25 protein-coding genes are annotated in these 26658 nt (G+C 73.9%); 14 read left to right on the forward strand and 11 right to left on the reverse strand.

Annotated features, from left to right (window positions below):
• The 8 genes from ACGFI1_RS10010 to ACGFI1_RS10045 all read left to right on the forward strand — a co-directional run bounded on the left by ACGFI1_RS10010 (position 1) and on the right by ACGFI1_RS10045 (position 8572).
• A complete protein-coding gene (locus ACGFI1_RS10010; RefSeq protein ID WP_205719616.1) occupies positions 1–390 on the forward strand; it encodes a DUF742 domain-containing protein in 390 nt (129 codons plus the stop codon).
• The gene (locus ACGFI1_RS10015) at positions 371–970 is read left to right on the forward strand and encodes a GTP-binding protein (protein WP_138641007.1); all 600 of its coding nucleotides are present in this window, start codon (positions 371–373) and stop codon (positions 968–970) included. Before ACGFI1_RS10010 ends, ACGFI1_RS10015 begins: the two co-directional genes overlap by 20 nt.
• Before the next feature lie 210 nt (positions 971–1180).
• Positions 1181–2368, forward strand: coding sequence for an ROK family transcriptional regulator (locus tag ACGFI1_RS10020; protein WP_364554740.1), 1188 nt, complete (start codon positions 1181–1183; stop codon positions 2366–2368).
• A 13-nt stretch (positions 2369–2381) separates the two neighbouring features.
• Positions 2382–3890, forward strand: a complete 1509-nt coding sequence (locus ACGFI1_RS10025; protein ID WP_392784457.1) for a sugar ABC transporter ATP-binding protein — start codon at positions 2382–2384, stop codon at positions 3888–3890.
• A gap of 101 nt (positions 3891–3991) precedes the next feature.
• Positions 3992–5014: an ABC transporter permease gene (locus tag ACGFI1_RS10030; protein WP_392784459.1), complete on the forward strand. Its 1023-nt coding sequence runs from the start codon at positions 3992–3994 to the stop codon at positions 5012–5014.
• Positions 5015–5103: 89 nt separating this feature from the next.
• Entirely contained in the window at positions 5104–6168 is a 1065-nt protein-coding gene (locus ACGFI1_RS10035) for an ABC transporter substrate-binding protein (RefSeq protein ID WP_392784461.1), read from the forward strand.
• Positions 6169–6425: 257 nt separating this feature from the next.
• Positions 6426–7565 carry a Gfo/Idh/MocA family protein gene (locus ACGFI1_RS10040; protein WP_392784463.1) on the forward strand — a complete coding sequence of 380 codons (1140 nt, stop codon included), beginning with the start codon at positions 6426–6428 and terminating at the stop codon, positions 7563–7565.
• Positions 7566–7567: 2 nt separating this feature from the next.
• Positions 7568–8572, forward strand: a complete 1005-nt coding sequence (locus ACGFI1_RS10045) for a sugar phosphate isomerase/epimerase family protein (protein ID WP_392784465.1) — start codon at positions 7568–7570, stop codon at positions 8570–8572.
• An 8-nt stretch (positions 8573–8580) separates the two neighbouring features.
• Here the strand turns inward: ACGFI1_RS10045 and ACGFI1_RS10050 are convergent, their stop codons facing one another.
• Both ACGFI1_RS10050 and ACGFI1_RS10055 read right to left on the reverse strand, forming a co-directional pair.
• On the reverse strand, positions 8581–9276 hold the full coding sequence (locus tag ACGFI1_RS10050; protein WP_392784467.1) for a cupin domain-containing protein: 696 nt from the start codon (positions 9274–9276) through the stop codon (positions 8581–8583).
• Positions 9277–9278: 2 nt separating this feature from the next.
• Positions 9279–9863, reverse strand: coding sequence for a Uma2 family endonuclease (locus ACGFI1_RS10055; RefSeq protein ID WP_301177961.1), 585 nt, complete (start codon positions 9861–9863; stop codon positions 9279–9281).
• Between the two features lie 203 nt (positions 9864–10066).
• Here ACGFI1_RS10055 and ACGFI1_RS10060 point away from each other — a divergent pair, with 203 nt between their 5' ends.
• The 4 genes from ACGFI1_RS10060 (at position 10067) to ACGFI1_RS10075 (ending at position 14083) form a co-directional block, all read left to right on the forward strand.
• Complete coding sequence (locus ACGFI1_RS10060) at positions 10067–10621, forward strand: DUF1707 SHOCT-like domain-containing protein (protein ID WP_392784470.1); 555 nt, start codon at positions 10067–10069, stop codon at positions 10619–10621.
• Positions 10622–10732: 111 nt separating this feature from the next.
• On the forward strand, positions 10733–13216 hold the full coding sequence (locus ACGFI1_RS10065) for a hypothetical protein (protein WP_392784472.1): 2484 nt from the start codon (positions 10733–10735) through the stop codon (positions 13214–13216).
• 100 nt (positions 13217–13316) lie between these two features.
• Positions 13317–13544, forward strand: a complete 228-nt coding sequence (locus ACGFI1_RS10070) for a helix-turn-helix domain-containing protein (protein ID WP_089328125.1) — start codon at positions 13317–13319, stop codon at positions 13542–13544.
• Positions 13541–14083, forward strand: a complete 543-nt coding sequence (locus tag ACGFI1_RS10075; protein WP_392784473.1) for a Clp protease N-terminal domain-containing protein — start codon at positions 13541–13543, stop codon at positions 14081–14083. Before ACGFI1_RS10070 ends, ACGFI1_RS10075 begins: the two co-directional genes overlap by 4 nt.
• Before the next feature lie 266 nt (positions 14084–14349).
• On the opposite strand, the gene ACGFI1_RS10080 is transcribed toward ACGFI1_RS10075, so the two are convergent.
• The 4 genes from ACGFI1_RS10080 to ACGFI1_RS10095 all read right to left on the reverse strand — a co-directional run bounded on the left by ACGFI1_RS10080 (position 14350) and on the right by ACGFI1_RS10095 (position 17941).
• Entirely contained in the window at positions 14350–14535 is a 186-nt protein-coding gene (locus ACGFI1_RS10080; protein WP_138640502.1) for a hypothetical protein, read from the reverse strand.
• Positions 14536–14660: 125 nt separating this feature from the next.
• Complete coding sequence (locus tag ACGFI1_RS10085) at positions 14661–16532, reverse strand: endonuclease/exonuclease/phosphatase (protein ID WP_392784475.1); 1872 nt, start codon at positions 16530–16532, stop codon at positions 14661–14663.
• A gap of 65 nt (positions 16533–16597) precedes the next feature.
• Positions 16598–17686 carry an alcohol dehydrogenase catalytic domain-containing protein gene (locus ACGFI1_RS10090; protein ID WP_392784477.1) on the reverse strand — a complete coding sequence of 363 codons (1089 nt, stop codon included), beginning with the start codon at positions 17684–17686 and terminating at the stop codon, positions 16598–16600.
• Positions 17687–17749: 63 nt separating this feature from the next.
• Complete coding sequence (locus tag ACGFI1_RS10095; RefSeq protein ID WP_149264150.1) at positions 17750–17941, reverse strand: ferredoxin; 192 nt, start codon at positions 17939–17941, stop codon at positions 17750–17752.
• Between the two features lie 161 nt (positions 17942–18102).
• On the opposite strand from ACGFI1_RS10095, the gene ACGFI1_RS10100 reads away from it, so the two are divergent.
• Positions 18103–18816, forward strand: a complete 714-nt coding sequence (locus tag ACGFI1_RS10100) for a class I SAM-dependent methyltransferase (RefSeq protein WP_392784479.1) — start codon at positions 18103–18105, stop codon at positions 18814–18816.
• Between the two features lie 24 nt (positions 18817–18840).
• On the opposite strand, the gene ACGFI1_RS10105 is transcribed toward ACGFI1_RS10100, so the two are convergent.
• From ACGFI1_RS10105 to ACGFI1_RS10125, 5 genes are read right to left on the reverse strand one after another with little or no spacing between them, the layout of a single operon-like run.
• Positions 18841–19956, reverse strand: a complete 1116-nt coding sequence (locus ACGFI1_RS10105) for a prenyltransferase (protein ID WP_386867634.1) — start codon at positions 19954–19956, stop codon at positions 18841–18843.
• Positions 19946–20707 (reverse strand): class I SAM-dependent methyltransferase, encoded by a 762-nt coding sequence (locus ACGFI1_RS10110; protein ID WP_171069270.1) that lies wholly within the window; start codon positions 20705–20707, stop codon positions 19946–19948. The genes ACGFI1_RS10105 and ACGFI1_RS10110 overlap by 11 nt, the downstream gene beginning before the upstream one ends.
• Positions 20708–20748: 41 nt before the next feature.
• Positions 20749–22044 (reverse strand): glycosyltransferase family 4 protein, encoded by a 1296-nt coding sequence (locus tag ACGFI1_RS10115; RefSeq protein WP_138639483.1) that lies wholly within the window; start codon positions 22042–22044, stop codon positions 20749–20751.
• Between the two features lie 28 nt (positions 22045–22072).
• On the reverse strand, positions 22073–23320 hold the full coding sequence (locus tag ACGFI1_RS10120) for a cytochrome P450 (protein ID WP_364552856.1): 1248 nt from the start codon (positions 23318–23320) through the stop codon (positions 22073–22075).
• A gap of 30 nt (positions 23321–23350) precedes the next feature.
• Positions 23351–24622 (reverse strand): cytochrome P450, encoded by a 1272-nt coding sequence (locus ACGFI1_RS10125; RefSeq protein ID WP_392784482.1) that lies wholly within the window; start codon positions 24620–24622, stop codon positions 23351–23353.
• A 348-nt stretch (positions 24623–24970) separates the two neighbouring features.
• Here ACGFI1_RS10125 and ACGFI1_RS10130 point away from each other — a divergent pair, with 348 nt between their 5' ends.
• A complete protein-coding gene (locus ACGFI1_RS10130; RefSeq protein ID WP_392784484.1) occupies positions 24971–26617 on the forward strand; it encodes an ABC-F family ATP-binding cassette domain-containing protein in 1647 nt (548 codons plus the stop codon).
• Positions 26618–26658: the final 41 nt, after the last annotated feature.

A 26658-nucleotide genomic window follows, 5' to 3' on the forward strand; every position in this document is an offset into this window, starting at 1 on the left:
GTGGGCGGCACGGCCTGGTACGACGACGCTGCGGGGCCCGTGGTCCGCCCGTACGCGGTCACCGGAGGCCGGACGCACTACGACGGCGACGACTTCGACCTCGTCGCGCTGATCGCCGTCGCGGACCCGCCGGAGCCCGCGGACGGCGCGCTGCCCGCGGCGCCGTGGGCGCCGGAGCCCGAACATGACATGATCCTGGAGCTTTGCCGCACCCCGTTGTCGGTCGCCGAGATAGCGTCGGATCTGGAACTCCCCCTCGGGGTGGTCCGTGTCCTGCTCGGTGACCTGCTCGACCACTCGCTGATTCAGGTCCGGCGTCCCGCGCCGGTGGCGCAGTTCCCCAGCGAGCGCGTACTCAAGGAAGTGATCGATGGAATCCGTGCGCTCTGACGCGGCGGCCCAGCAGGGCGAGTCCGCGCTGACGGTGAAGATCCTCGTGGCCGGTGGTTTCGGCGTCGGCAAGACCACCCTGGTGAGCGCGGTCAGCGAGATCCGTCCGCTGCGCACCGAGGAGGCACTGACCGAGAAGAGCATCGGGATCGACGACACCACCGCCGTCGCGTCCAAGACGACGACGACCGTGGCGATGGACTTCGGCCGCATCACGCTGCCCAACGGCCTCGTGCTGTTCGTCTTCGGCACCCCCGGCCAGGACCGCTTCTGGTTCATGTGGGACGAGCTGGCCAAGGGCGCCCTCGGCGCCGTCGTCCTGGTCGACACCCGCCGGCTGGCCGACTGCTTCGCCTCGGTCGACTACTTCGAACGGCGCGGCGTGCCGTTCATCATCGGCGTCAACCGCTTCGACGGCGCCGGCGCCCACTCGCCCGACCAGGTCCGCGACGCGCTCGACCTCCCCGCCGACGTGCCCGTCATCAACTGTGACGTGCGCGACCGCGAGGACGCCAAGCGCGTGCTCATCACCCTGGTCGAGCACATCATGCGCACGATGAGCGGCAGGCAGTACGCGTAGCCGCACCGCTGTAGCACGTCACTGACGGCCCGTGCTCTCCGCGCTTCGCGCGGGGGGTGCGGGCCGTTGCTTTCCGTGACTTTGTCCTCTGAGTGGAGAAAGTTTGGATGATCTAGTGAAAAGGTCTTCTCAAAGCGGCGAAAGCGGGTTACGGTCTCGGCCATGAGACCGGGGTCACACCGCCCCGGGGGATCCCGAGAGGACGGCGTGATGCGCATGTCGGCTCGCCCGCAGAACGTGCATCAGGCACGGCTGCTGCGGCTGCTGCGGGACGAGGGGCCGCGGTCGCGCGCCGAGCTCGGCGACGTCGTCCGGCTGTCCCGGTCGAAGCTCGCCGTGGAGCTGGACCGGCTCGTCGAGCTCGGGCTCGTCGAGGGCGCCGGGCTCGCCGCCTCGCGCGGCGGGCGGCGGTCCGGGATCGTGCGGCTGGCGCCGAGCCTGCGGTTCGTCGCCTTCGACATCGGCGCCACCTCGATCGACGTCGCCGTCACCGACGGGACGCTGGAGGTGCTCGGCCACGTCAGCGAGCAGTGCGACGTCCGGCAGGGCGCCACCGTGGTGCTGGACCGGGCGCTCGACCTGCTCGGCAAGCTGCGGGACGAGGGCCTCATCCCGCAGGTGCACGGGACGGGCATCGGCGTGCCCGGCCCGGTCAGCTTCCGCGACGGCATGCCGGTCGTCCCGCCGATCATGCCGGGCTGGGACCGGTTCCCGGTGCGGGACGCGATCGGCCAGGAGCTCGGCTGCCCGGTGCTCGTCGACAACGACGTGAACCTGATGGCGCTCGGCGAGCTGCACGCCGGGCTCGCCCGGTCGGTGGACGACTTCCTGCTCGTCAAGATCGGCACCGGCATCGGCTGCGGCATCGTGGTGGACGGCGCCATCTACCGGGGCGTGTCCGGCAGCGCCGGGGACATCGGGCACATCCGCGTCGACGACGACGGGCCGATGTGCGCGTGCGGGAACGCGGGCTGCCTGGAGGCGTACTTCGGCGGCGCCGCCCTCGCCCGGGACGCCGAGGCCGCGGCCCGGTCGGGGGACTCGCCCGCGCTCGCGGCGCTGCTGGAGGCGCACGGCGGGCTGACCGCCGAGCACGTCGGCGAGGCCGCCGCCGCGGGCGACCCGGCCGCGGTGCGCATCATCCGGGAGGGCGGCCGGCACGTCGGGCAGGTCCTCGCCGGCCTGGTCAGCTTCTTCAACCCCGGCCTGGTGATCATCGCGGGCGGCGTCGCCGGCCTCGGCCACACGCTGCTCGCCGAGATCCGCAGCGTCGTCTACCGCCGGTCCGCGCCGCTCGCGACCGGCAACCTGCCGATCGTGCTGTCCGAACTCGCCGGCGCGGCCGGCGTGGTCGGCGGCGCGCGGCTCATCAGCGACCACGTCTTCTCCGCGTCCTGAGGAGGCCCCCCAAATGGAACCGCTGCTGCTCATGCGCGGCATCGTCAAGCAGTTCCCCGGCGTCCGCGCGCTGGACGGCGTCGACCTCGACGTCCGCCCCGGCGAGGTGCACTGCCTGCTCGGGCAGAACGGCGCCGGGAAGTCCACCCTGATCAAGGTGCTGGCCGGCGCGCACCAGCCGAACGAGGGCGAGATCGTCTTCGCCGGCGAGCCGGTGCGGCTCGCCGGGCCGACCGCCGCGATGCGGGCCGGCATCGCGACCATCTACCAGGAGCTCGACCTGGTCGACGGGCTGTCGGTCGCCGAGAACATCTTCCTCGGGCACGAGAAGGCCCGCTTCGGCTTCACCCGGCGCGGGGACGCCGAGCGGGCGGCGCGCGAGCTGCTCGGCCGGCTCGGGCACGGCGAGATCCCGCCGCGCCGCGAGGTCGGGCGGCTGCCCGCGGCGGGCAAGCAGGTCGTCAGCATGGCCCGCGCCCTCTCCCACGAGGCGCGGCTCATCGTGATGGACGAGCCGTCCGCCGCGCTGGCGCACGACGAGGTCGGCAACCTGTTCCGCATCATCCGCGAGCTGACCGCCGCCGGCGTCGCCGTCGTCTACATCTCCCACCGGCTGGAGGAGATCCGCGAGATCGGCGACCGGGTGACCGTCCTCAAGGACGGCAAGGCCGTGGCGGTCGGCCTGCCCGCCAAGACCACCGCGACCGACCGGATCGTCTCGCTGATGACCGGCCGGGACGTCGAGTACGTCTTCCCGGAGCGGCCCGAGCCCGGCGGCGAGCGGGCCGAGGTGCTGCGCGTCGAGGGGCTCACGCTGCCCGGCGCGTTCGAGGACGTCTCGCTCACCGTGCACGCCGGCGAGATCGTCGGGCTGGCCGGGCTCGTCGGGTCCGGGCGCTCGGAGATCCTGGAGACCGTCTACGGCGCCCGGCGGCCCGCGCGCGGGCGGGTGCTCGTGGACGGCCGGCCCGTCCGCCCCGGCGACACCGGCGCGGCGGTGCGGCGCGGCATGGGCATGGCGCCGGAGGAGCGCAAGAGCCAGGCGCTGCTGCTGAACGAGTCCGTCGCCGGGAACGTCAGCGTCGCCGGGCTGTCGCGGTACGCCTCGTTCGGCTGGCTCAACCGCCGCCGCGAGCTGGCGGACGTCCGCCGCCAGATCGAGTCGCTCGACATCCGGCCGCCCGACCCGCGGCGGCCCGTGGTGACGCTGTCGGGCGGCAACCAGCAGAAGGTCGTCCTCGCCCGCTGGCTGCTCGGCGCGACGGGGCTGCGGCTGCTGATCCTGGACGAGCCGACCCGCGGCGTCGACGTCGGCGCCCGCGCCGAGCTGTACGCGGTGATCCGCGAGCTGGCCGGCCGCGGGATCGGGGTGCTGCTGGTGTCCAGCGAGGTCCCCGAGGTGCTGGGGCTCGCCGACCGGGTCCTCGTCGTCCGGGAGGGGCGGGTCGTGCACACCGGCGACGCCCGCGACCTCGACGAGGCCGCCGTGCTCAACATGATCATGGAAGGGAGCGCCCTGTGACCGAAACGGCTCACTCTGGCGGGACGACCCCCCAGACCCCCCGGAACGACCCCGGTCACTCTGGGGGGACGACCCCCCAGACCCCCCGGACCGACCCGGGAGTGGACGAGCGCGGCTCGGCGCCCGTCGCGAAGAAGCCGGGCGGCGGCGGGCCGTGGCGGCCGTTCGCGCGCGGCGGCGGCGCCGGGACCCGGGAGATGCACCATCTCGGGCTCGTGGCCGCGCTGGTGCTGCTCGCGGTCGTCGGCCTGGTGACCGAGCCCGACAACTTCGCCACGTCCGGGAACGTCGTCGGCATCCTGGCGCTCGCCGCCACCATCGGCGTGATCACCGTCGGCCAGACCTTCGTGATCATCGGCGGCGGGATCGACCTGTCCGTCGGGTCGGTGATGGCGCTCGCCTCGGTGTGGGCGACCACGGTCGCGACGCAGTCCTACGGGCCGGCCGTGATGGCGCTGTGCGCGATCCTCGTCGGGACGGGCTCGGGCGTCGTGACCGGGCTGCTGATCTCCTACGGGCGGATGGTCCCGTTCATCGCGACGCTCGCGATGCTCGTCGCCGCGCGGGGCCTCGCGCAGCGGATGTCGGACCGCAAGACCCAGCTCGTCCGGCCCGAGAACGACGCCATCGAGGCGCTGTCCACCACCAAGGTGCTCGGGCTGCCCCTCGTCGTCTACATCTTCGCGGCCGTCGCGGTCGCCGGGTGGCTGCTGCTCAACCGCACCACGTTCGGCCGCCGGACGTTCGCGGTCGGCGGCAACCCGGAGGCGGCGCGGCTCGCCGGCATCGACGTCCGGCGGCACACCCTGCTGCTGTACGCGCTGTCCGGTTTCTGCTGCGGCATCGCGGCGCTCATCATCATGGCGCGCACCACCACCGGCTCCAGCACCCACGGCGACCTCTACGAGCTCGACGCGATCGCCGCCGTCATCATCGGCGGGACGCTGCTCACCGGTGGCCGCGGCACCGTCGTCGGGTCGATCCTCGGCGTGCTGATCTTCACCGTCATCACCAACCTGTTCATCCTGAACGGCCTGCAGACCAGCGACCAGCTCATCGCCAAGGGCGTGATCATCGTGATCGCCGTGCTGCTGCAGCGCCGCGGGCTCCGCTCGCCCACCTGACCCCCGTCCACCACCCCCCATGTCCAGCGCCGCGCGCCGCGGGGAGGCGCGCGGCGGGGGACGCCCCATCCCTTCACCAGGAGCACGTCATGCGTGATCAGAGCCCTCGTCCCACCCGCAGAGGCGTCCTGTTCTCCGGCGCCGTCGTCGCGGCCGGCGGCCTCGCCGCCGCCTGCACCGGCAACAGCGAGAAGAGCGACGCGGCGCCCGCGGCGCAGGCCGGGTCGCTCGCCGGCGACAACGACAAGCCGGGCAAGCAGGTCACCGTCGGGTTCTCCGCGCCGGCCGCCGACCACGGCTGGATCGCGGCGATCGCCAAGAACGCCGAGGCGCAGGCCAAGAAGTACAAGGACGTGACGTTCAAGCCGGTCGAGCCGACCAACGACATCAACCAGCAGATCTCCGCCGTCGAGTCGCTGATCCGGGCGAAGGTGAACGTCCTGGTGATCCTGCCGAACGACGGCGAGCAGCTGAACCAGGTCGCGCGCAAGGCGATGGACGCCGGCATCCCGGTCGTCAACCTCGACCGCGTCTTCCCCGACAAGCTGTCCTACCGGACGTGGATCGGCGGCGACAACTACGGCATGGGCGTCTCCGCCGGCCACTACATCGGCAAGAAGCTCAAGGACAAGGGCGTCTCCAACCCGGTGATCCTGGAGATCCAGGGCATCGCGACGCTGCCGCTGACGCAGGACCGCAGCAAGGGCTTCGCGGACGCGCTCAAGTCCTACGGCTTCACCGTCACCGCGAAGCAGGACGCCAAGTTCACCGTCGAGTCCGGCAACCAGGTCGCCTCCAACCTGCTGCAGGCGCACAAGAAGATCGACGCGCTGTGGAACCACGACGACGACCAGGGCGTCGGCGTGCTCGCCGCGATCAAGCAGTCCGGCCGCAAGGAGTTCTTCATGGTCGGCGGCGCCGGGTCCGCCAACGCGATGCGGGAGATCAAGGCCGGCACCGGCGTGCTGGAGGCGACCGTCACCTACCCGCCGACGATGGCCGCGTCCGCGATCAAGCTGGGCCGGCTCATCGCGCAGGGCAAGGGCATGACCGACCTGCTGGAGCTGCAGGTGCCGCAGTCGATCACGCTGGCGTCCGAGACCGTCACCAAGGGCAACGTCGACACGTACATGCCGCTCGGCTTCGAGTCCTGAGCGACGGGGGCGCCGGGGGGCCCCCCCCCCCCCCCCGGGGGGGGGGGCCGGCCCCCGGGGGGGGGGGGGCGCCCCCCCCCCCCCCCCCCGGGGGGGGGGGGAAAAGGACGCCCGCGGGGGGGGGGGCGGGCCCCGCCCCGCCCCCCCCCGCCCCCCCCGCCCGCCCCCCCCCCCCCCCCCCCCCCCCCCCCCCCCCCCCCCCCGCCCCGGGGGGCCGGGGGCCGCCCCGGAAGACGACACAGAGAGGTGAGCTGAACATGACGACCGTCGGAGTCGGGATGGTCGGGCACGCGTTCATGGGACGCGCCCACTCCCAGGCGTGGCGCAGCGTCGGGCCGTTCTTCGGGCCGCCGCTGACGCCCGTCATGACCGCCCTGGCCGGACGCTCCGCCGACCGCGCCCGCGCCGCCGCCGCCGCGCTCGGCTGGGCGTCGATCGAGACCGACTGGAAGGAGTTGCTCCGCCGCGACGACGTCCAGCTCGTCGACATCTGCACGCCGGGCGACAGCCACGCCGAGATCGCGGTGGCCGCGCTGGACGCGGGCAAGCACGTGCTGTGCGAGAAGCCGCTCGCCAACTCCGTCGCGGAGGCCGAGGCGATGGCCGCCGCCGCGGACCGGGCGCGCGAGCGCGGCATCCGCTCGATGGTCGGGTTCAACTACCGGCGCGTCCCGGCGGTCACCCTCGCCCGGCGGCTGGTGGACGAGGGGCGCGTCGGCACCGTCCGGCACGTCCGCGCGCAGTACCTCCAGGACTGGCTCGCCGACCCGGCGGCGCCGTTCACCTGGCGGATGGACCGCGACAAGGCCGGGTCCGGGTCGCTCGGCGACATCGGCGCGCACATCATCGACACCGCGCAGTTCATCACCGGGCAGTCGCTCGTCGGCGTGTCGGCGCTGATGGACACCTTCGTCCCGGAGCGCCCCGTGCCCGGCGGCGGCACCGCGCGGGTCACCGTGGACGACGCCGCGCTGTTCATCGGGCGCACCGACGGCGGCGCGCTCGCCTCGTTCGAGGCGACCCGGTTCGCCACCGGCCGCAAGAACTCGCTGCGCATCGAGGTCAGCGGCTCGTCCGGCGCGCTGTCGTTCGACCTGGAGTCGCTCAACGAACTGTGGTTCTACGACCGGACGGAGGACGACGCGACCGCCGGGTTCCGCCGGATCGTCGTCACCGAGCCCGTCCACCCGTACGCCGGGCACTGGTGGCCGCCCGGCCACATGCTCGGCTACGAGCACACCTTCACCCACCAGATGGCCGACCTGCTCACCGCCATCGCGGACGGCACCGACCCGCGGCCGTCGTTCGCGGACGGGCTGCAGGTGCAGCGCGTCCTCGCCGCGGTCGCCGACAGCGCGGCGTCCCGCTGCTGGGTCGACGTCGAAGGGAGCGCATGACCATGGCACGACCGATCACCCTGTTCACCGGCCAGTGGGCGGACCTGCCGTTCGAGGAGGTCTGCCGGCTCGCGTCCGGCTGGGGCTACGAGGGCCTGGAGATCGCCTGCTGGGGCGACCACTTCGAGGTCGACAAGGCCCTCGCCGACGACTCCTACATCCCGCGCAAGCTGGAGACGCTCGCCAAGCACGACCTGAAGGTATGGGCGATCTCCAACCACCTCGCGGGGCAGGCCGTCTGCGACAACCCCGACGAGCGGCACAAGGCGATCCTGCCCGAGCGGATCTGGGGCGACGGCGAGGCCGAGGGCGTCCGGCGGCGCGCCGCCGAGGAGATCAAGGACACCGCGCGGGCCGCCGCCAAGCTCGGCGTGGACACCGTCGTCGGCTTCACCGGCTCGTCGATCTGGCACACGGTGGCGATGTTCCCGCCCACCCCCGACGCCATGGTGGAGCGCGGCTACGCCGACTTCGCCGAGCGCTGGAACCCGATCCTGGACGTGTTCGACGAGGCCGGCGTCCGGTTCGCGCACGAGGTCCACCCGAGCGAGATCGCCTACGACTACTGGACGACCGTCCGGACGCTGGAGGCGATCGGGCACCGCCCCGCGTTCGGGCTGAACTTCGACCCGTCCCACTTCGTGTGGCAGGAGCTCGACCCGGTCGGGTTCCTGTTCGACTTCCGCGACCGGATCTACCACGTCGACTGCAAGGACACCAAGGTCCGCACGGGCGACGGGCGGCGCGGGCGGCTGTCGTCGCACCTGCCGTGGGCGGACATGCGGCGCGGCTGGGACTTCATCTCCACCGGCCGCGGCGACGTGCCGTGGGAGGACGTGTTCCGCGCCCTCAACGCGATCGGCTACGACGGCCCGATCTCGGTCGAGTGGGAGGACGCCGGCATGGACCGCCTCCAGGGCGCGCCCGAGGCGCTGGAGTTCGTCCGCGCGCTGAACGCCATGACGCCGCCGGAGGGCGCGTTCGACGCCGCGTTCTCCTCGGACTGAGCGGGGGGTTACGGCAGGGCGCGGAAGTCGGCGAAGTCGAAGCCGGGGGAGACCACGCAGCTGACGAGGACCTCCTCGTCCCCGGCGGGGCGCGCGGCCTGCCACACGCCGGGCGGCACGACGGCCTGGGGGACCTGCCCGTCCGCCAGGCCGTCGCCGAGCACGACGGTCTCCGGGGCGCCGGACGGCTGCTCGCCGTCGCCGCCGAGCAGCAGCGCCAGCGGCCCGCCCCGGTGCCACAGCCACACCTCGGCGGACCGCACGGCGTGCCACATCGACTCCTCGCCGGGCGGCAGCAGAAAGTAGATGCCGGTCGCGCTCGCGCGCTCGCCCGGGTAGCCGTCCGGGACGAGGGAGACGCCCGACCGCCACGTCTCCCGATACCAGCCGCCCTCGGGATGCGGCAGCAGGTCGAGCGCGGCGGCGGTGGCGGGCCGGTCGAGCAGCGCGACGTGCCGCCCGTCCGGGCCGCGCCGCAGGTAGCGGACGCGTGCCGCGGTCGTCTTGTCGACCGTCCCGCGGCCGGGCACCGCGCCGGGCGCGGGGTCGAGTTCCACGGCGACGACCTGCCCGCCGCCGGGGAACGCGTCGTCGGCGACGGCGAGCGCGGCCTCCTTCGGCGCCCACACCGCCCCCGCGTCGGAGAGGACGAAGCGCGGCCCCGCCGCGGCCCGCCAGGCGTCCAGCGTCGTGATCAGCAGCACGGTCAGTCCATTTCGGAGAGGCGGGCCGGGTCGAAGGCGATGGGGTAGGGGCGGTCGACGGCGAGCACCTCGCCCGAGCGCGCCCGGCCCGCCACCTCGTACTGGTCGTCCCTGAGTTCGAGCAGCGTGATGGTCGGGCGCGGCTCCAGGTCGACCAGCCAGTAGTGCGGGATGCCCGTCGCGGCGTACTCTTCGACCTTGCGGACGCGGTCGATCTGCTCGTTGACCGTCCGCGGCGTGACGACCTCGGCGACCAGGATGAGGTCGGGGCCGTAGTAGGTGCGGGTCTGGCGCTCCAGGGCGCTGCGGGCCACGTCGCGGGTCACGGCGAAGACGTCGGGCTTGCGGATGCCGGACGGCGTCGTCACGTCCTGCGGGGCGCCGGCGATGTGGACGTCGGCGTCGGCCTGGCGCGCCGCGTCCTTGAGCACGGTCTTCAGCTGCTCGGCGGCGTGGTCGTGCCACAGGTCGCCGGGCAGCTCGTGCAGCCAGCCGTCGGCGAGCTCGTAGCGGCGGCCCTCCTCGGGAAGGGCGTCGAGATCGTACAGCGTGTACGGGCCGTGTGCGCGGCCGAGCGTCCCGCCCATGGATCGTCCCCCCTCTCCTCGATCTACGGGCGGTTCCGAATTTAGCGGACGGACGTCCGAAGCGGCCGCAAGCATGATCGCGCGTCGGGATGCGGCCGAATGTCTCGAACGCCGCGCGGCGGCGAGTTACGATGTATCGCGTTTGACCCTCCACGGGCTGGAGGGTGCAGGCTGCGGAGCGCCGGCCTCGAAGGAGAGATGCGATGAGCGTCGAACAGCATCCCGCACTGCGCGCCTCGGACCGCGACCGCGACGACATGCTCGTCCGGCTGCACACCGCCTTCGCCGAGGGGCGCCTCGACGAGCCCGAACTGGACGAGCGCATCGACCGCGTGCTCGCCGCGCGCACCCACGCGGACCTCGGGGCCGTGGCCGCCGACCTGCCGTCCGCCCGCGACGCCGCGCCCTGCCCCGGGACCGCGCCCGCGGGGCGGTTCCAGATCGCCTACAAGACCTCGGTCACCCGCGCCGGGCGGTGGCGGCTGCCCGAACGGTTCACGACCGTCGTCTACAAGGGGACGGGGACGCTCGACCTCCAGGCCGCCGAGCTGGACGGCCCGGTCACGACGCTGCGGGTGCTCGCCTGCAAGTCCACGGTGGAGATCATCGCGCCGCCCGGTGTCCGCGTGGAGGCGGACGGTGCGGGGGTCTCCACCGAGGTGCACGGCGATCCGCCGGCCGGCGCACCGGTCGTCCATGTCCGGGGTTATGCGTACAAGGGGGCTATCCGGGTGAAAGGTCTGATACGTCGGCTCTGAAGTGATAGAACGCTCCAGCGGCCCCATTGGCCGCCGTTCACGCGGATGTCGGTACACGGCGTCCCGTGGCGCGATTTGATGGTGGTCCGACAGGACCGTGAAGGAGCGCGTGTGACGGCGAGGACCCCGGAGCAGGACGAGGCCCCGCGGACGGCCGAGGAGGAGCCGGCGGGCTCCCGCCAGGTCCGCCGCCGGCTGACGTTCGGCGTCGCCGGCGACATCGCCGACCTCCCGGCCGCCCTGTCGCCCTGGCAGCGCGCCTACGAGGCATGGCGGGCCGCCGGGCTGACCTGGGGGCACGGCGCCCCGCCCCGCGAGCGCGCGAAGCCGGCCGCGGCCCCCGAGCCCGCCGCGCCGAAGCCCGCGGCCAAGGCGCCGAAGGCGGCCAAGCCGCCCAAGCCGAAGCCCGCGAAGCCTGCGAAATCCGCGAAGTCCGCGAAGCCCGACCCCGGGGACGTGCTGGTCGCCGGCCCTCCGAAGCCGCTCCCGCCCACGCCGCAGAAGCCGGTGCTGTGGCGCCGCCTGCGGGTGCGCGCGGCCGTCGGGGTGGCGCTCGTGGTGGTCGCCGCGGGGACGATCGTCGTGGTGGCGCAGCGCGAGGACGCGCCCGCCGAGCCGGGCATCCCCGGCCCCGTCGCGGCGGACGGGATGTTCGCCCTCGACCCGGCCGCCGCGTCCGACGGCCTCGTCCAGGACCTCACCGCGGTCGCCTCCGCCGGAGCGACGATCGTCGCCGCCGGCACCGAGGGCGCCGGCGCGCCCGCCGCCGCTCGGGCGCGCTTCCTGACCTCCACCGACGCGGGCCGCGCCTGGACGCTCGCCGAGATCCGCACGCCGGACGGCGCCGCGCCCGCGCCCGGCGAGGCGCCGCGCCTCGTCGCGGGCGCGGCCGGGCACTGGGCGGCGCTCGGCCGGACGCCCGCCGGCGCCGCGATCGCGTGGACGAGCAAGGACGCCAAGACCTGGAGCCGCCACCCGGCGGGCGCCGCGTTCACGCCGGCCGACCAGGTGACCGGCCTGGCCCGCACCGCCCAGGGCTTCCTGGCCGTCGGCGCGGCGAAGGGCCGCGCCGTCACCTGGGCCTCCGCCGACGGGCGGACCTGGCAGCGCGCCACCGCCCCGGCGGCCACCCGCCTCGACGGCGTGGCGGCGTCCGGCGGCGTCGTCGTGGCGCACGGCACGACCGCGAAGAAGGTCGTCAAGAAGCGGGGCCGGAAGAAGGTCACCCGGACGGTGGTCGGCGAAGGGCTCTGGCGTTCGGCGGACGGCGGCCGGACGTGGGCCGCCGCGACCGTCCCGCAGGCGCAGGGCTCCTACGGGCCCGCGAAGGGGCTGACGGCGGGTCCCGGCGGGTTCGCGGCCGTCCGCGAGGGCAGGCAGGCGACCGGGAGCAAGAAGCGCCGGAAGACCACCCGGTTCGGGGTCGTGTTCACCTCGCCGGACGGCCTCAAGTGGCAGGCGGTGAGCCGCTTCCCCGGCGGCGGCATCGAGCGGTTCGGCGGCACGCCGGACGGTCTCGCCGCCATCGTGCGCGGCGCGAAGGGCGCCCACACGATCCTGCGCAGCACGGACGGCCGCACCTGGCGGCCGGGTGGCAGCATCCCGGCGCCGGTGCGCGGCAGCGGGCTGACGGTCGCCGCCGGCGGCGCGCTCGCGGTCTCCGGCCGGCAGGGCGACGACGCCTACCTGCACGGCGTCGACCTCGACGCCGTGCCGGGCGCCGTCAATCCGGAGCGCTCGGTCAGGGCGATCGCCGCAAGCCCGGCGATGGCGGTAGCGGTGGGCAGCACCAACGGCGCGGCCGCCATCTGGACCGCCCCTGACGGCCTGCGCTGGGCGCGGGCCCAGGTTCCCCCCGGCCGGTGGCTGACGGACGTCGTGCACGGGAGCCGTGGCTGGGCGGCGGTAGGCCGTACCGCCGGCACCGCGGCCGCACCTCTGGTGCTGACCTCGCAGGACGGCCAGGCGTGGCAGAAGGTCGCGTTCCCCGCCGGTCCGGTGCCGGTCGCCGCCGCCGCGGGCCCGTCCGGTTACGTCGCGGTGGGCCCCCGCACGGCTTGGCGCTCCGCCGACCTCCGCACCTGGAGCCGCGCGGTCCTCGACGGCGTTCCCGCCGACGTCGCGGCGGCGGACGGGGCGTACGTGGCGGTCGGCGCCCGCGGCAAGGCGCCCGCCATCTGGACGTCCCTGGACGGCGTGAAGTGGACGGCCGCCAAGCCGCCACCCGCCTTCACCGCGCCCCTCACCGGGGTGGCCGCGCACGGCCGCACCCTCGTGGCGCTCTCCGCGTCCGCGACCGCGCTGGTCTCCACCGACGCCGGAGCGACCTGGACGCAGCGCAACCTCGGCCCCGGCCTGACCGCCGCCGCCGTCACCGCCACCCCCCAGGGCTTCGTCGTGACCGCGGACACCGGCGGCGACGCCGCCGTCCTCACCTCCCCGGACGGGACGACCTGGCGCCGCCTCGGCGTCGCCGGGCTGGGCGGGCACGGCGAGCAGCGGCTCACCGCGCTGACCACGCTCGGAGCGAACCTCCTCGCCACGGGCACCGACGAAGGCACCCCCACCCTCTGGCGCACCCCCGTCCCGAAGTAGCGGCTCCGTCCCGAAGTAGCGGCCCCCGAAGTGGCGGCGCCGCCCGGACGATCTGTCAGCCTGGGCTGACAAATCTCGGATGTCAGCCTAGGCTGACGGCATGACGTCCGTGAGGGAGCTGGCGGAGGCCGCCGACAGCGCCGATCCGGCGGTGGGGCTCGCCGCCGTGGCGGCGCTGCGCAGGCTCACCGACGAGCTGGAGGCGCTGCACGTCCGCAACGCGCGTGCGCAGGGGTGGTCGTGGCAGGCCGTCGCCGCCGCGCTCGGCGTGCGGCGCCAGTCCGTCCACAAGAAGCACGCGGCACGGCTGAGCGGGGAGAGGCGATGACCATGCTCGACAGGTTCGCACCGGACGCGCGGCGCACGGTCGTGCGCGCCGGCCGGCTGGCGGTGGAGGCGGAGCGCGCGTACCTGAGCGACGCGTTCCTGCTCGCCGCGCTCGTCGACTCCCGTCCGGTCGGAGCCGCGCCCGACGACGTCAGGGCGGCCGTCGGCGCGCGTCCCGGCCGGGACCGCGCACTGCTCGCGACCCTCGGCATCGACCTCGACGAGGTGCGCCGCCGGGTCAGCGAGGCAACGGCGGTGCGGCCGGACGACCCGGCGCTGTGGACGCTGCGGCGCGCGCCGCTGCGTCCGCTGCGGGTCGCGCTGGCAGGGCCGGGCACCGCGATCGTGCTGGACGAGAGCGCCCGCAAGGCCGTCGAGGTGGCGTTCTGGGCCGCGCGCCGCGCGCGCCGGGCACACGCCGGCCTGGACGACCTGCTGTGGGGTCTGCTGGCCGACGGCGCCGGCGGGGCGGTGGGCGTCCTCCGGGACCTCGGCGTCGACCGGGGAGCGCTGTGGGCGGATCTCCGCCGGGCGGCCTAGCCGCGCCTAGTGGCGCCCAGGCGCGGCTGCGCGTGCGGCTGTGCGTGCGGCTGCCGGGGCTAGCCGTTGCAGCCGCAGGAGCAGCCCTTCGCGCACGAGCATCCGCCGCCGTGTCCGCAACTGCAGTCTTTTTTCGTCATGGGCGGAAAGTAACCTCCTGGGCACTGCGCGGTCTATGACCCGGGCGCGATGTGCTCCTGTCTCCATGGACACGGGCCGTCCCGGTTGGCGGGGGACATGGGACGGCCCGTGCCCGGCCGGAGGGCTCAGAAGTCGATGTGGAAGTCGACGCCGAGCAGCACGAGGACCCACAGGAAGACGGCCAGCAGCGCGCTGACGACGCGCTGGACGAGGCTCTCGTCGATGTAGCCGCGGTCCCAGGCGATGAACACGCCGATGATGATGTAGATGAGGCCGAGCAGGCTGATGTGCGGCCTGTAACGGGTCGCCATGGAGGGTGTCTCCTCCCGGTGGGGGGTGTGACGAACCCTCGGTGCCCGGCCCGGTCGCGGAATAACACCGGCGGTATTCAGGGACATGCCGCGACGATCGTTTCGGCATCTCCCAAATTGGGGTGCTACTTCCCGGACATGTCGATGCGGACCACCGTCGGGTCGCGCTCGCCCGCCCGGTCCGCGAACTCCGCGTTGCGGTGCACGATGTCGAACTCGTGCTTGCGCCTGCGCAGCGACGCGCTGAGCAGGATGTGGTCGAGGTCCTCGGAGTTGCCCGCGGTCACCGCGGTGTAGCGGTCGCCCGCCGGCAGCTCGGCGGGCAGGTCGGCGAGCCCGGCGCCGGGGGTGCGCCAGGCGCCCGTGGTGAGGGTGCGCAGCGGCGTGGACGTCCCGCGGTCGTTGAGGTCGCCCGCGACGATCACGCGCGCGTTCGCGTCCACCCTGCGGACCGAGTTCACGAAGCCCGTCACCGTGCGGGCCTGCGCGAAGCGGCGCCACTCGGTGGGCCGGGACGGCGGCTGCCGGCGGCCGAACAGCGGCTGGTCGTCGGCGGTGCTCGGGTACCACCGGTTCGCGATCACGATGAACCGGTGGCCGCGCCAGGTCAGCTCCCCGGCGAGCGGCTTCTGCGTGCCCGCCCAGGCGGCGTCGCGGGGCGCGATCCGGCCGGGGCTCAGCGTCAGCCCGGCGGTGCCGCCGCGCGGGACGGCCCGGACCGCGGTGACGGCCGGGTCGGGCCGGTCGGACGGCGCGTCCGGGATCGGATCGCCGGACGCGGGGCGGTCGACGAACGCCAGCCCCCGGTCGGTGCGGAACAGGAACCCGGACCGCTCGTTGTCGCCGTCCTCGCCGCCGTCGGCGTTGTCGCGGGGGTCCACCGAGCGCCAGTCGTAGGCGGGGCCGCCCGCCGCGCTGACCGCGGTGACGAGCTGCGCGACGGTCTGGTCGGTGGCGGTGGTGCCGTCGTCCTCGGGGCCGCTGTTGTCGCCGACCCCGCTGACCGCGATGAGGTCGGGGGAGCGCAGCCCGTGCACGATGTCGTCGGCGAGCGCGGCGAACCGGGCGGGCGGCGCGTCGGGGTGCAGCCCGTCGAGCGCGGCGGTCGCGACGGCCATCTCGCCGGGCCGCTGCGGGCGCGTCGTCTCCCGGGCCAGCGTGCCGGCGGCGCGCTCGGGGGTCGCGGTGAGCAGCAGCTTGTAGTCGCCGTAGGAGTAGTCGAGGACGCCGACGTTGACGCCGGGCAGCCGGTCGCCGACGTTCATGCCGGGCAGCGGCGCGAGCGCGTCGTCGAGGATGATCCGCTCGGGGTTGGCGTCGCGGTCGCGGAGCAGGATGCCGCCGCGCGCGGTCCGCGCGCCGGCGCCGGCGCCGTTCGCGGGCAGCACGGGCAGCTCGCCGTAGCGGGACGGGCCGACCGCGACGGCGTCGCCGATCGCGATCCGCATGCCTTCGAGCGCCTCGTAGAAGTCGAGGCCCTCGCGGCGCGGGTCGAACCCGCCGCCCCGCTCGACGTCGCCGTGCCCCCGGTCGATCACGGCGCCGGGCGCGCGGCGGCCGTGCGGGCCGCCGATGACGACCGGCGGCGGCAGCGGCGCCCCGTGCGCGGTGACGGCGACCGCGGTGGCGTCGATCTCGGTGCGGGTGAGGCCGCCGGAGGACGCGCCGTCCGGGCGGAACTCGCTGACCCTGCCGTCGACCCGGACCGCGTCGCCGACGGCGGCGCCCGGCCGGGTGCGGGTGAAGACGTAGACGCCCTCGGACGTCGCCGCGCTCCGGTCGGGATGCGGGTCCTGCATCCAGAACCCGTTCGTCGTCACCGCGGTCACGACGCCGGGGACGCGGGCGACCCTGGCACCGTTCAGGGGCGAGACGTGCGCGGCGCCCTGGACGTCGTGGATGCGGACGGGGCGGGGGGCGGCGGAAGCGGGGGACGCGAGGGCGACGGGCGCGGCGAGCGCCGCCGCGGCCAGGACCGTCCCCAAACCGTGGATCACCCGAAGGATGATACGGGCGGGACGGCCCCGGCCGCGCCTCGTCGCGGTCTCCGCGGGCGCCGTTCTCAGTCGAACAGGACGACCTGGCGGATCACTTCGCCGTCGGCGAGCGCCCGGACGGCGTCGTTGAGGTCGCCGAAGCCGATCCGGCGGGTGATGAGGCCGTCGATGTCGAGCTTCCCGGCCCGCCACAGGTCGACGAACATCGGGATGTCGCGCTTCAGGTCGCAGCCGCCGTACAGGGACGCCTTGAGGCTCTTGCCGTCGAACAGCAGCGCGAACGCGGTCTGGCTCCAGCTGTCGTCGGCGGCGCCGGCGCCGACCACGATGACGTCGCCGCCGCGCCGGGTGGCGTTCCACGCCGTGGTGATCGCCGCGGACTTGCCGACGACCTCGAAGACGTAGTCGAAGCCCGCGCCGCCGGTGAGCAGCCCCTTGGCCTCGTCCAGGCCGTCCAGCGTCGCGGTGTGCGTGGCGCCGAACCGCTCGGCGACCGGGTGCTTGGCCTCGTTCGGGTCGATCGCCAGGATCGCGGACGCGCCGGCGATCTTGGCGCCCTGGATCACCGAGAGCCCGACGCCGCCCGCGCCGACGACCGCGACCGTGCTGCCCGGCGCGACCTTCGCCGTGTTGAACACGGCGCCGACCCCGGTCGGGATGCCGCAGCCGAGCAGGGCCGCGTACTCGAACGGGATGTCCTCGGCCACCTTGATGACGCCGCGCCGGGGGAGCACGATCTCCTCGGCCCAGGTGCCGGTGCCCGCCATGCCGAACGCCGGGCTGCCGTCGCCGAGCCGGAAGGCCGGCTCGCTGAACGACTGCGCGAGGTAGGTCATGCACAGGTACGGCTCGCCGCGCAGGCACTCGGCGCACTCGCCGCAGTCCGGCGTCCAGTTGACGACGACGTGGTCGCCGGGCCGGACGCCGGTCACCCGGTCGCCGACCTCCGCCACGATGCCGGCGCCCTCGTGCCCGATGACGGTCGGCAGCGCCGACGGCAGCACGCCGCTCATGGTGGACAGGTCCGAATGGCAGACCCCCGTCGCCTTGATCTTGACCTTGACCTGGTCGGGACCCGGATCGATCGTCGAGACGTCGTCGCGCAGGTCGAGTTCCTTGTCGCCGACCGCATGCAGGACCGCGGCACGTGCCATGGCTGCCTCCACATTGAGGAGAGGAAAGGGGGAGAGGGGACGGGGGACGGGGGCGGGGGGCGGCTACTCCTCCAGCGTCAGCGCGGCCTTGGGGCACGACCGCACGGCGTGCCGGACGCGGTCCTGCTCCTCGGCCGGGACGTCCGGCTGGAGGATCTGGAGCTCGTCGTCGTCGTTCAGGTCGAAGACCTCCGGTGCGAGCCCGACGCACACGGCGTTCGCCTCGCACACCAGCGGGTCGACTCGTACTCTCATCGTTTCTCCGTTCCGGGGTTCGCCGTGACCGCCAACCTACCGAACCAGGTTCGGAAAAGGGCGGCCACCCCGAAAGTAGAACACGTTCCAGTCTGGCTGGGCAAGACTGGCGTCTCGCGGCCCGGAGCACGGATAGTAGGGTGCCCCGACGGAGGAGATCGATGACCCACAGCAAGGCGTCCACCGACCCGGGGACGACCCCCCACGCCGCCCGCGAGATGCCCTCGGACCTGCTGCGCGCCGCGCGCACGGCCAAGGGCTTCATGCCGGACGACGAGGGCCGCGCGCTCTACGAGACGGCCCTCGCCTACGGGGCCCGCCTCGCGGCGACCGGCCCCCTGCTCGAAGTCGGCACCTACTGCGGCAAGTCCGCCGTCTACCTGGGCGCCGCCGCCCGGGCGGCGGGGACGGTCCTGGTCACCGTCGACCACCACCACGGCTCGGAGGAGAACCAGGCGGGCTGGGAGCACCACGACCCGTCCCTGGTCGACCCGAGCACCGGCCGCATGGACACGCTGCCCACCTTCCGCAAGACGATCGGCGCCGCCGGCCTGGAGGACGAGGTCGTCGCCATCGTCGGGCAGTCGCGCACCGTGTCGGCCTTCTGGCGGACGCCCCTGGCGCTGCTGTTCATCGACGGCGGGCACGCCGAGGAGCACGCGCGGGGCGACTACGAGGGCTGGGCCCCGCACGTCGCCGTCGGCGGAGCCCTCGTCATCCACGACGTCTTCCCCGACCCGAAGGACGGCGGGCAGGCGCCCTACCACCTGTACCTGCGGGCGCTGGAGAGCGGCGCCTTCGAGGAGCGCCGGGAGGCGGGGTCGCTGCGCGTCCTGGAACGCGTCGGCGACGCCGACCCCCTCGGCGCCCCCTAGCCCGTCAAGCCGCGGTCGGCCGCCTCAGCCGCGGCCGGCCGCGGGAACGAGCGCGCACCCGCACGCCAGCGGATCGGACGCCTCCGAGGGCCCGAGGGGCCGTCCCGCGACCTCCTTGAAGATCCGGGAGCCGGGGGAGGCGTCCGCCAGCGCGTCGGCCGCGAGGATCACCGCCGCCGCCGTGTAGGTGGACCGGTCCCCCGGGAAGTGCCGCTCGTTCTCGAACTGCCAGCCCGTCCAGTACGAGCCGTCCTCGTGCCGCAGGTGCTGGATCGTCGTGAACAGCTCCAGCGCCCGGTCGCGGTCGCCGGCCGCGTCCAGCGCCAGCACCAGCTCGCAGCTCTCCGCCGCCGTCACCCACGGCTGGTCCGACACGCACCGGCAGCCGAGGCCCGGCACCACGAAGGTGTCCCAGCCCTCGGCGAACCGCCGCGCCGCGTCCGCGCCGCGGACCGGGCCGCCGAGCACCGGGTAGTACCAGTCCATCGACCAGCGGCTCTTGTCGGCGAACGCCTCCGGGTGCGCGGCCACCACGTGGCCGAGCTGGTCGGCGGCGAGCTCCCACTCCGGCTGCGGCTCGCCGAGGTGCTCGGCCAGCGCGACCGCGCAGCGCAGCGACTGGTAGATCGACGAGCAGCCGGTCAGCAGCGCGTGGTCGGACGGCTCGCCGGTCTCGTGCCGGATCCAGATGATCTCCCCGCGCCGGGTGCGCAGCCCCAGCGTGAAGTCGATCGCCCGCCGGACCGCCGGCCACATGTGCCGCACGAAGCCCTCGTCGCCGGTGGACAGCAGCTCGTGCCAGACGCCCACCGCGAGGTAGGCGGCGTGGTTGGACTCCCCGCCCGGCTCGGTGACCTCGCCCAGCACCCACTTGGCGGGCCAGGACCCGTCCGGCCGCTGGACGCTCCGCAGCCACTCGTAGGCGCGCCGCGCCTCCGCGCCGAACCCGGCGACGGTCAGCGCCATCGCCGCCTCGACGTGGTTCCAGGCGTCCACGTGGCCGGGCACGCCGCCGGTCGGCGAGAACCACGGGATGGCGCCGGACGCCTCCTGCTGCGCCGCGATGCTGCGCGCCGTGGCGACGATGTCGTCGGAGGTGAGGACGCCGGGGACCGAGGGCGGGACGGTCTCAGACCGCATCCGCCGTCTCCTTGGCCGGGGCCGCGGGCGTGCCCGGCGTCGCGGGCTTGGCGAAGTACACGACGACGCTCTTGCCGATCAGCGGGTTCATCACCCGCTCGGCGAGCCGCGTCGCCAGCGGGCGCTTCATGATGTCCCACACCAGGATCTGGTGGTAGGCCTTGGCGAGCGGGTTGCCGTCGTTGTCCACGCCGACCGCGCACTTGATCCACCAGTACGGGGCGTGCAGGCCGTGCGCGTGGTGGTGGCCGCCGACCCGGAAGCCGACCGACTTCAGCTTGGCCTCGAGCTCGGCGCGGGTGTAGATCCGCACGTGCCCGCCGGGCGCGGTGTGGTAGTCCTCCGAGAGCGCCCAGCACACCCGCTCGGGCAGCCAGCTCGGCACCGTCACCGCGAGCTTCCCGCCCGGCTTCAGGACGCGCAGCAGCTCCCGCATCGCCCGCATGTCGTCGGGGATGTGCTCCAGCACCTCGGACGCGATGATCGCGTCGAAGTGGTCGTCGGGGAACGGCAGGTCGAGCGCGTCACCCTGCACGGTCTCGGCGGTCGCGTCGGCGGGCACCTCGTCGGCGAGGCGCATGGCCCCGAACATCGTCTCGACGCCCGCCAGCTCGTCGGCGTCCATGTCGAAGGCCACGACGTGCGCACCCCGGCGGTACAGCTCGAAGGCGTGCCGTCCGGCACCGCATCCCATGTCGAGGACGCGGTCTCCGGGGGTGACGCGGAACCGCTGGAAATCCACGGTCAGCAGGGTCGTGCTCCTTCCGTACAGGGGCGCCCGGCGGGCGTCCCCTACTTGCCCTTCGCGGCCAGCCGCAGGTAGTTCTGCTGGGCGATGGCCGCCCGGTAGTGCTCGACGGTGGCCTGTGCCACGGCCGGCCAGGCGAAACGCCGCTGGACGCGGGCGAGCCCCGCCGCACCGGCCTTCGCCCGCTCCTCGGCGGAGTCGTGCAGGCGGTGCAGGGTCGCGGCGAGTTCCTCGACGTCCCCGGGCGCGACCAGCACGCCCGCGTCGCCGACGACCTCGGGCAGCGCGCCGGCGCGGCTCGCGACCAGCGGCGTCCCGGACGCCATGTGCTCCACGGCGGGCAGCGAGAACCCCTCGTACCGGGAGGGGACGACGGCGATCTCCGCCGACGCGAGCAGCGCGCCGAGCTCGTCGTCGCTGATGCCGCTGACGAACTTCACGCGGTCGCCGAGGGCGAGGTCGCGCACGAGCTTCTCGGTCGGGCCGTCCTTCTGCGGCTTGCTGACGACCACGACGTGGACGTCCCGCTCGGTGGCGACCTTCGCGACCGCGCGCAGCAGCACGTCCACGCCCTTGATCGGCGCGTCGGCGCTGGCCATCGCCACGATCCGGCCCGGGACGCGCTCGCCGCGCGGGTGGAAGATGCGGGTGTCGACGCCGAGCGGCAGGATCTCGATGTCGCGCGGGTCGACCTTGAAGTCCTTGACGATGTCGACCTTGGACGACTCCGACACCGTCAGCACCGGGCCGATCCGCCGCGACACCTGGGCCTGCATCCCGACGAACCCGTACCAGCGGCGCTTGCCGAGCTTCTGCTTGATGCCGCGCGCGGCCTCCAGCTCGATCCGCCGGTCGACGCTGATCGGGTGGTGGATGCTCGTCACCAGCGGCAGCCCGAGCCCGCCGATGCCGAGGTTGCCGAGCCCGAGGACCTGGTTGTCGTGCACCACGTCGAAGTCGCGCCGGCGCCGCTTCAGCAGCCGCAGCGCGCGCAGCGAGAACGTCAGCGGCTCGGGGAAGCCGCCCGTCTTCATGTGCGCGAACTCCAGGACGTCGACCCAGTCGCGGAACTCGCGGAGGGCCGGGGTGCGGAAGGGGTCCTCGTCCCGGTACAGGTCCAGGCTCGGGAGCTTGGTGAGGACGATCTCCTCACGGTCCAGCTCGGGATACGGCTGGCCGGAGACCACCTCGACCGAGTGCCCGAGATCGACCAGCTCCCGGCTCAGATGCCGGAGGTAGACCCCCTGGCCGCCGCAGTGCGGCTTGCTCCGGTACGAGAGCAGGGCGACCCGGAGCGGTCCGTCCTGCGCTTGACCGCCCGCCTCGCCTGCCTCACCCACGCCAGCCCCTGCCCACGCACCACTCCCGTCAGTCGAGGGACGCCGGACGCACACGCACCGGCATCTCCTTTATGCCGTTGATGAAACTAGACCTTAGCCTGCGAACGTTACCGCTGAGTTCAATATTGGGCACGGCGTCCAAAAGTGTTTCGAAGAGCACACTCAGCTCGAGTCGGGCGAGGTGGGACCCCAGGCAGAAGTGGGGCCCGCCGCCGCCGAACCCGATGTGGGGGTTCGGGTCCCGGCCGACGTCGAAGGCCCAGGGGTCGGCGAACACGGCCTCGTCGCGGTTCGCCGAGGAGTAGAAGACGACGACCTTGTCGCCCTCCTTGATCTTCTTGCCGCGCAGCTCGGTGTCCCGGACGGCGGTCCGCCGGAACAGGTTGACCGGCGTGACCCAGCGGACGATCTCGTCCGCCGCCGTCCGCACCAGCGACCGGTCGGCCTTCAGCCGCTCCCACTGCTCGGGGTGCTCCAGCAGCGCGAGCATGCCGCCGGTCGCCGCGTTCCGGGTCGTCTCGTTCCCGGCGACCGACAGCAGCATCACGAACAGCTCGAACTCGTCGCCGGTGAGGACCTCGCCGCCGGCGTCCGGCTGGAGCAGCTTGGTGACGATGTCGTCGCGCGGGTTCTCCCGCCGGTCGGCGGCCAGCACGTTGGCGTAGGCGTACAGCTCCGTCGCCGCCGCCTGGCCCTCCTCCGGCGTCCGCTGGAACTCCGGGTCGTCCCCGCCGATCAGGGTGTTGGACCAGGTGAAGATCTTCTCCCGGTCCTCCGGCGGGGCGCCCAGCAGCTCGCAGATCACGTACAGCGGCAGCGGCGCCGCCAGGTCCCGGACGAAGTCGGCCCGCTCCCCGCGCTCGAGGGTCTCCCGGACGAGCCGCCGGCAGATGTCCCGGATGTGCTCCTCCAGCGCGCCGATCGCGCGCGGCGTGAACCCGCGGTTGACGATGCTCCGCTTGCGCGAGTGCTCCGGCGGGTCCTGGTTGAGCATCATCATCCGCTGGAGGACGAGGTGCTCCTCCGCCGGCTCGTCGAACAGCGCGAGCCGGCGCCAGGACGAGAACACCTCCGGGTGCCGGGACACGTGCACGACGTCCTCGTGCCGGGTGACGGCCCAGAACGGGGGGTAGTCCCGCTCCGGGTCGCCGTGGTGCCAGTGGACGGGGTCGTGCTCGCGCAGCCAGGTCAGCTGCTCGTGCGGGATGCCGCCGCGCTCGTACGCGCCGGGGTCGACCAGTTCGATGTCGGGGGTGGTCTCGGGGGTGGTGGTCATCGCCTCGAACCTCCTCGTCCGGAGACGCCGTCAGCCCCCGAGCGGGGCGGACGGTGTGAAGCTCACCGGGATCTCCTTGTAGCCGTTGACGAAGTTGGAGCGGAGCCGGCGGGGCTCGCCGGCGAGCCGGATGTCGGGCATCCGCTCCAGGATCGTCTCAAAGATGATGCGCAGGTTCAGCCTCGCGAGGTGGGTGCCCAGGCAGTAGTGCGGGCCGCCGCCGCCGAAGCCGATGTGCGGGTTCGGGTCGCGGCCCACGTCGAAGCTGAACGGGTCGTCGAAGACCCGCTCGTCCCGGTTGGCCGACCCGTAGAACAGCACGACCTTGTCGCCGGACTTGATCTCCTTGCCGCCGAGCTCGGTGTCGACGAGGGCGGTGCGGCGGAACTGGTTGATCGGGCTCACCCAGCGGACGATCTCCTCGACCGCCGTCGGCAGCAGGCTCCGGTCGGCGCGCAGCCGCTCCCACTGGTCGGGGCGCTCGAAGAAGGCCAGCATGCCGCCCGCGGTCGCGGTCCGGGTGGTCTCGTTGCCGGCGATCGACAGCATGATCACGAACAGCTGGAACTCCTCCAGCGTGATCTTGCCGCCGTCCGCGTCGGGCGCGAGCAGCTTGGTCACGATGTCGTCGCGCGGCGTGGACTCCCGGGCCGCCGCGAGCTGCCCGCCCCACTCGGCGAACTCGGCCGCGCACAGCGTCGACTCCTCGCGACCCCCGATGAACTCGGGGTCGTTGAACGCGACCAGCTTGTTCGACCAGTGGAAGATCTTCTCCCGGTCCTCCAGCGGCGCGCCGAGCAGCTCGCAGATCGTGTAGAGGGGGAGGGGCGCGGCGAACCGCTCCACGAAGTCGCACTCGCCGAGCGGCGCGGCCTCGTCGATCAGCTCGTTGCAGATCCGCCGGATGTGGTCCTCCAGCCGGCCGATCATCCGCGGGGTGAAGCCCTTGTTCACCATGGACCGCAGCCGGGTGTGGTCCGGCGGGTCCTGGAACAGCATCATCTGCCCGTACATGGCGATGTCGTCGGAGGAGAACTCCTCGAACATCGCGGTGCGCTCGTGCGAGGAGTACGGGTCGGCGCGCCGCGACACCGACACCACGTCCTCGTGCCGTGTCACGGCCCAGAATCCGGGGACGCCCTCGTTGGGGTCCTGGTGCCAGTGCACCGGGTCGTTGTCGCGCAGCCACTGGAACTGCCGGTGCGGGATGCCCCCGCGCTCGTACACGCCCGGATCGATGACGTCGATCTCGGGGGCGCGGAACACCCGATCGTGCGGGGCGATGGACGTCGCGAGTGCCATGGAAGACCCTTCGTGCCGGGACGGTGCCGAGATCGCTCGACTGAGCGCTTGCTTGGCCGCAGACCTAGAACAGGTTCTAACATGAGACTGGAGTCTCATCAAGGGGCCGACGGGCAAAGGTGACCTGGCTCGCACCCGCTTCTTCCGCCGCGTTCCGGCTGCTAGCGTGGATCCGTGCTTCAGCAGCTCCTGTACCTCTGACAGGTCTCCGGACGGCCCGCCGCTCGCGTTGAACGAGCCGCGGGCGGTCTGACGTTCGTCATCGGGCCCCCCTCTGCGGGGCCGTCAGTTCGAAGGCACCCACTTCACCCCTTTCCGGGGACGGGCGTGCCTCCGTCCGGAGGAAGCATGAACACCACCATCACCCTGCCCGCGCGCGCCCGCGCCCAGCTCGCCGCCGAGGGAATCCGCGTCGTGCGCGGCGGGCGAACCGTCCTGCGGGACGTGCACATGTCGGTCTCGCCGGGGGCCCGCTGGGGCATCGTCGGCGAGAACGGGCGAGGCAAGACGACGCTCCTGCACGTGCTCAGCGGAGCGCTGGTCCCCGACGAGGGCACCGTCAAGCGCGTCGGCACGTTCGGGATCGCCGAGCAGGCCATGGCCGCCGCCGGTGACGCCACCGTCGGCGACGCCGTCGACCGGGAGCTCGCGGACGCCCGCGCCGCGCTGGCCGCGTTCGACGAGGCGACCCGCGCCATGGCCGAAGGGCGCCCCGGCGCCGACGACGCCTACGCGGCGGCGCTGGACGCCGCCGAAGCACTCGACGCCTGGGACGCCGACCGGCGCGTCGACCTCGCCCTGGAGGCCCTCGGCGCGGTCACCGACCGGGCGCGGCGGCTGTCCGAGCTGTCGGTCGGGCAGCGCTACCGGGTGCGGCTCGCCTGCCTGCTCGGCGCGGAGCACGACTTCCTGCTCCTGGACGAGCCGACGAACCACCTGGACGCGGCCGGCCTGGCCTTCCTCACCGCGCGGCTGCGCGCCCACCCCGGCGGGGTCGTGGTCGTCAGCCACGACCGCGCGCTGCTGTCCGACGCCGCGACGACGATCCTCGACCTCGACCCGAGCCGGGACGGCCGCCCGGCCGTGTACGGGGACGGGTTCGCCGGCTACCGGCAGGGCCGCGAGGCGGAGCTGCGCCGGTGGGAGGAGGAGTACGAGCAGCAGCGCGGGGAGCACGCGCGCCTCACCCGCGACCTCGCGGAGGCGCGCAACCGCCTGGTCACCGGGTGGCGGCCGGACAAGGGCACGGGCAAGCACCAGCGCGCCACCCGCGCGCCGGCGCTCGTCCGCGCCGTCCACCGCCGCCGCGACGACCTGGAGCGGCACGCCGTGACCGCGCCGGAGCCGCCGCAGCGGTTCCGCATGCCGGACCTGCCCGCGCGGCCGGGCACGACGCTGCTGAGCGCGGAGGGCGTGTGCGTGGCCTCCCGGCTGCCGCACGAGGTCACGCTCGCGCTGGAGTCGGGGGCGCGTGCGGTCGTCACCGGCCCCAACGGGGCCGGCAAGTCGACCCTCCTGGCCGTACTGGCGGGACGGCTTGCGCCGACCCGGGGAGCGGTCCGGCGCGCCCCGGACGCGCGCGTGCAACTGCTCGCCCAGGAGTCGCCGCACGCGGAGACCGGACGTGCCCACGAGGTGTTCGCCGCCCACGTCGGGCGCCTGATCACCACGGGGGTGCTCGCCGAGGGCGAGGCGGTCTCGCTGGCGTCCCTCGGCCTGCTGTCGTCCGCGGACGCGGGCAGGCCGGTGCGGGAGCTGTCCATGGGACGGCAGCGCCGGCTCGACCTGGCGATGGCCCTGGCGGCGCGCCCGCACGTCCTGCTGCTGGACGAGCCGACGAACCACCTGTCGATCGCCCTGGTGGACGAGCTGACCGAGGCCCTCCAGGCCACGGAGGCCGCGGTCGTGGTGGCGAGTCACGATCGCCAGTTGCTGCGGGACACCGCGGACTGGCCGAGCCTCCCCATCGGCGAAGGGGACGTCTCCCGCGTTTGAGGCTTTCGGGCGCTGTCACCCGGTGGCAGCGTCCGAAGCTT

Origin of the sequence: Actinomadura geliboluensis (genome assembly GCF_043197915.1) — a bacterium.
Taxonomy (GTDB): Bacteria; Actinomycetota; Actinomycetes; order Streptosporangiales; family Streptosporangiaceae; genus Spirillospora; species Spirillospora geliboluensis.

Coding starts and splice junctions, on each gene's coding strand:
- ACGFI1_RS10095 (WP_149264150.1), bottom strand. CDS start 17,941: ATGAGAGTACGAGTCGACCCGCTGGTGTGCGAGGCGAACGCCGTGTGC.
- ACGFI1_RS10045 (WP_392784465.1), top strand. CDS start 7,568: ATGGCACGACCGATCACCCTGTTCACCGGCCAGTGGGCGGACCTGCCG.
- ACGFI1_RS10020 (WP_364554740.1), top strand. CDS start 1,181: ATGCGCATGTCGGCTCGCCCGCAGAACGTGCATCAGGCACGGCTGCTG.
- ACGFI1_RS10080 (WP_138640502.1), bottom strand. CDS start 14,535: ATGGCGACCCGTTACAGGCCGCACATCAGCCTGCTCGGCCTCATCTAC.
- ACGFI1_RS10055 (WP_301177961.1), bottom strand. CDS start 9,863: ATGGGCGGGACGCTCGGCCGCGCACACGGCCCGTACACGCTGTACGAT.
- ACGFI1_RS10075 (WP_392784473.1), top strand. CDS start 13,541: ATGACCATGCTCGACAGGTTCGCACCGGACGCGCGGCGCACGGTCGTG.
- ACGFI1_RS10060 (WP_392784470.1), top strand. CDS start 10,067: ATGAGCGTCGAACAGCATCCCGCACTGCGCGCCTCGGACCGCGACCGC.
- ACGFI1_RS10120 (WP_364552856.1), bottom strand. CDS start 23,320: ATGACCACCACCCCCGAGACCACCCCCGACATCGAACTGGTCGACCCC.
- ACGFI1_RS10130 (WP_392784484.1), top strand. CDS start 24,971: ATGAACACCACCATCACCCTGCCCGCGCGCGCCCGCGCCCAGCTCGCC.
- ACGFI1_RS10100 (WP_392784479.1), top strand. CDS start 18,103: ATGACCCACAGCAAGGCGTCCACCGACCCGGGGACGACCCCCCACGCC.
- ACGFI1_RS10040 (WP_392784463.1), top strand. CDS start 6,426: ATGACGACCGTCGGAGTCGGGATGGTCGGGCACGCGTTCATGGGACGC.
- ACGFI1_RS10015 (WP_138641007.1), top strand. CDS start 371: ATGGAATCCGTGCGCTCTGACGCGGCGGCCCAGCAGGGCGAGTCCGCG.
- ACGFI1_RS10090 (WP_392784477.1), bottom strand. CDS start 17,686: ATGGCACGTGCCGCGGTCCTGCATGCGGTCGGCGACAAGGAACTCGAC.
- ACGFI1_RS10070 (WP_089328125.1), top strand. CDS start 13,317: ATGACGTCCGTGAGGGAGCTGGCGGAGGCCGCCGACAGCGCCGATCCG.
- ACGFI1_RS10125 (WP_392784482.1), bottom strand. CDS start 24,622: ATGGCACTCGCGACGTCCATCGCCCCGCACGATCGGGTGTTCCGCGCC.
- ACGFI1_RS10105 (WP_386867634.1), bottom strand. CDS start 19,956: ATGCGGTCTGAGACCGTCCCGCCCTCGGTCCCCGGCGTCCTCACCTCC.
- ACGFI1_RS10025 (WP_392784457.1), top strand. CDS start 2,382: ATGGAACCGCTGCTGCTCATGCGCGGCATCGTCAAGCAGTTCCCCGGC.
- ACGFI1_RS10035 (WP_392784461.1), top strand. CDS start 5,104: ATGCGTGATCAGAGCCCTCGTCCCACCCGCAGAGGCGTCCTGTTCTCC.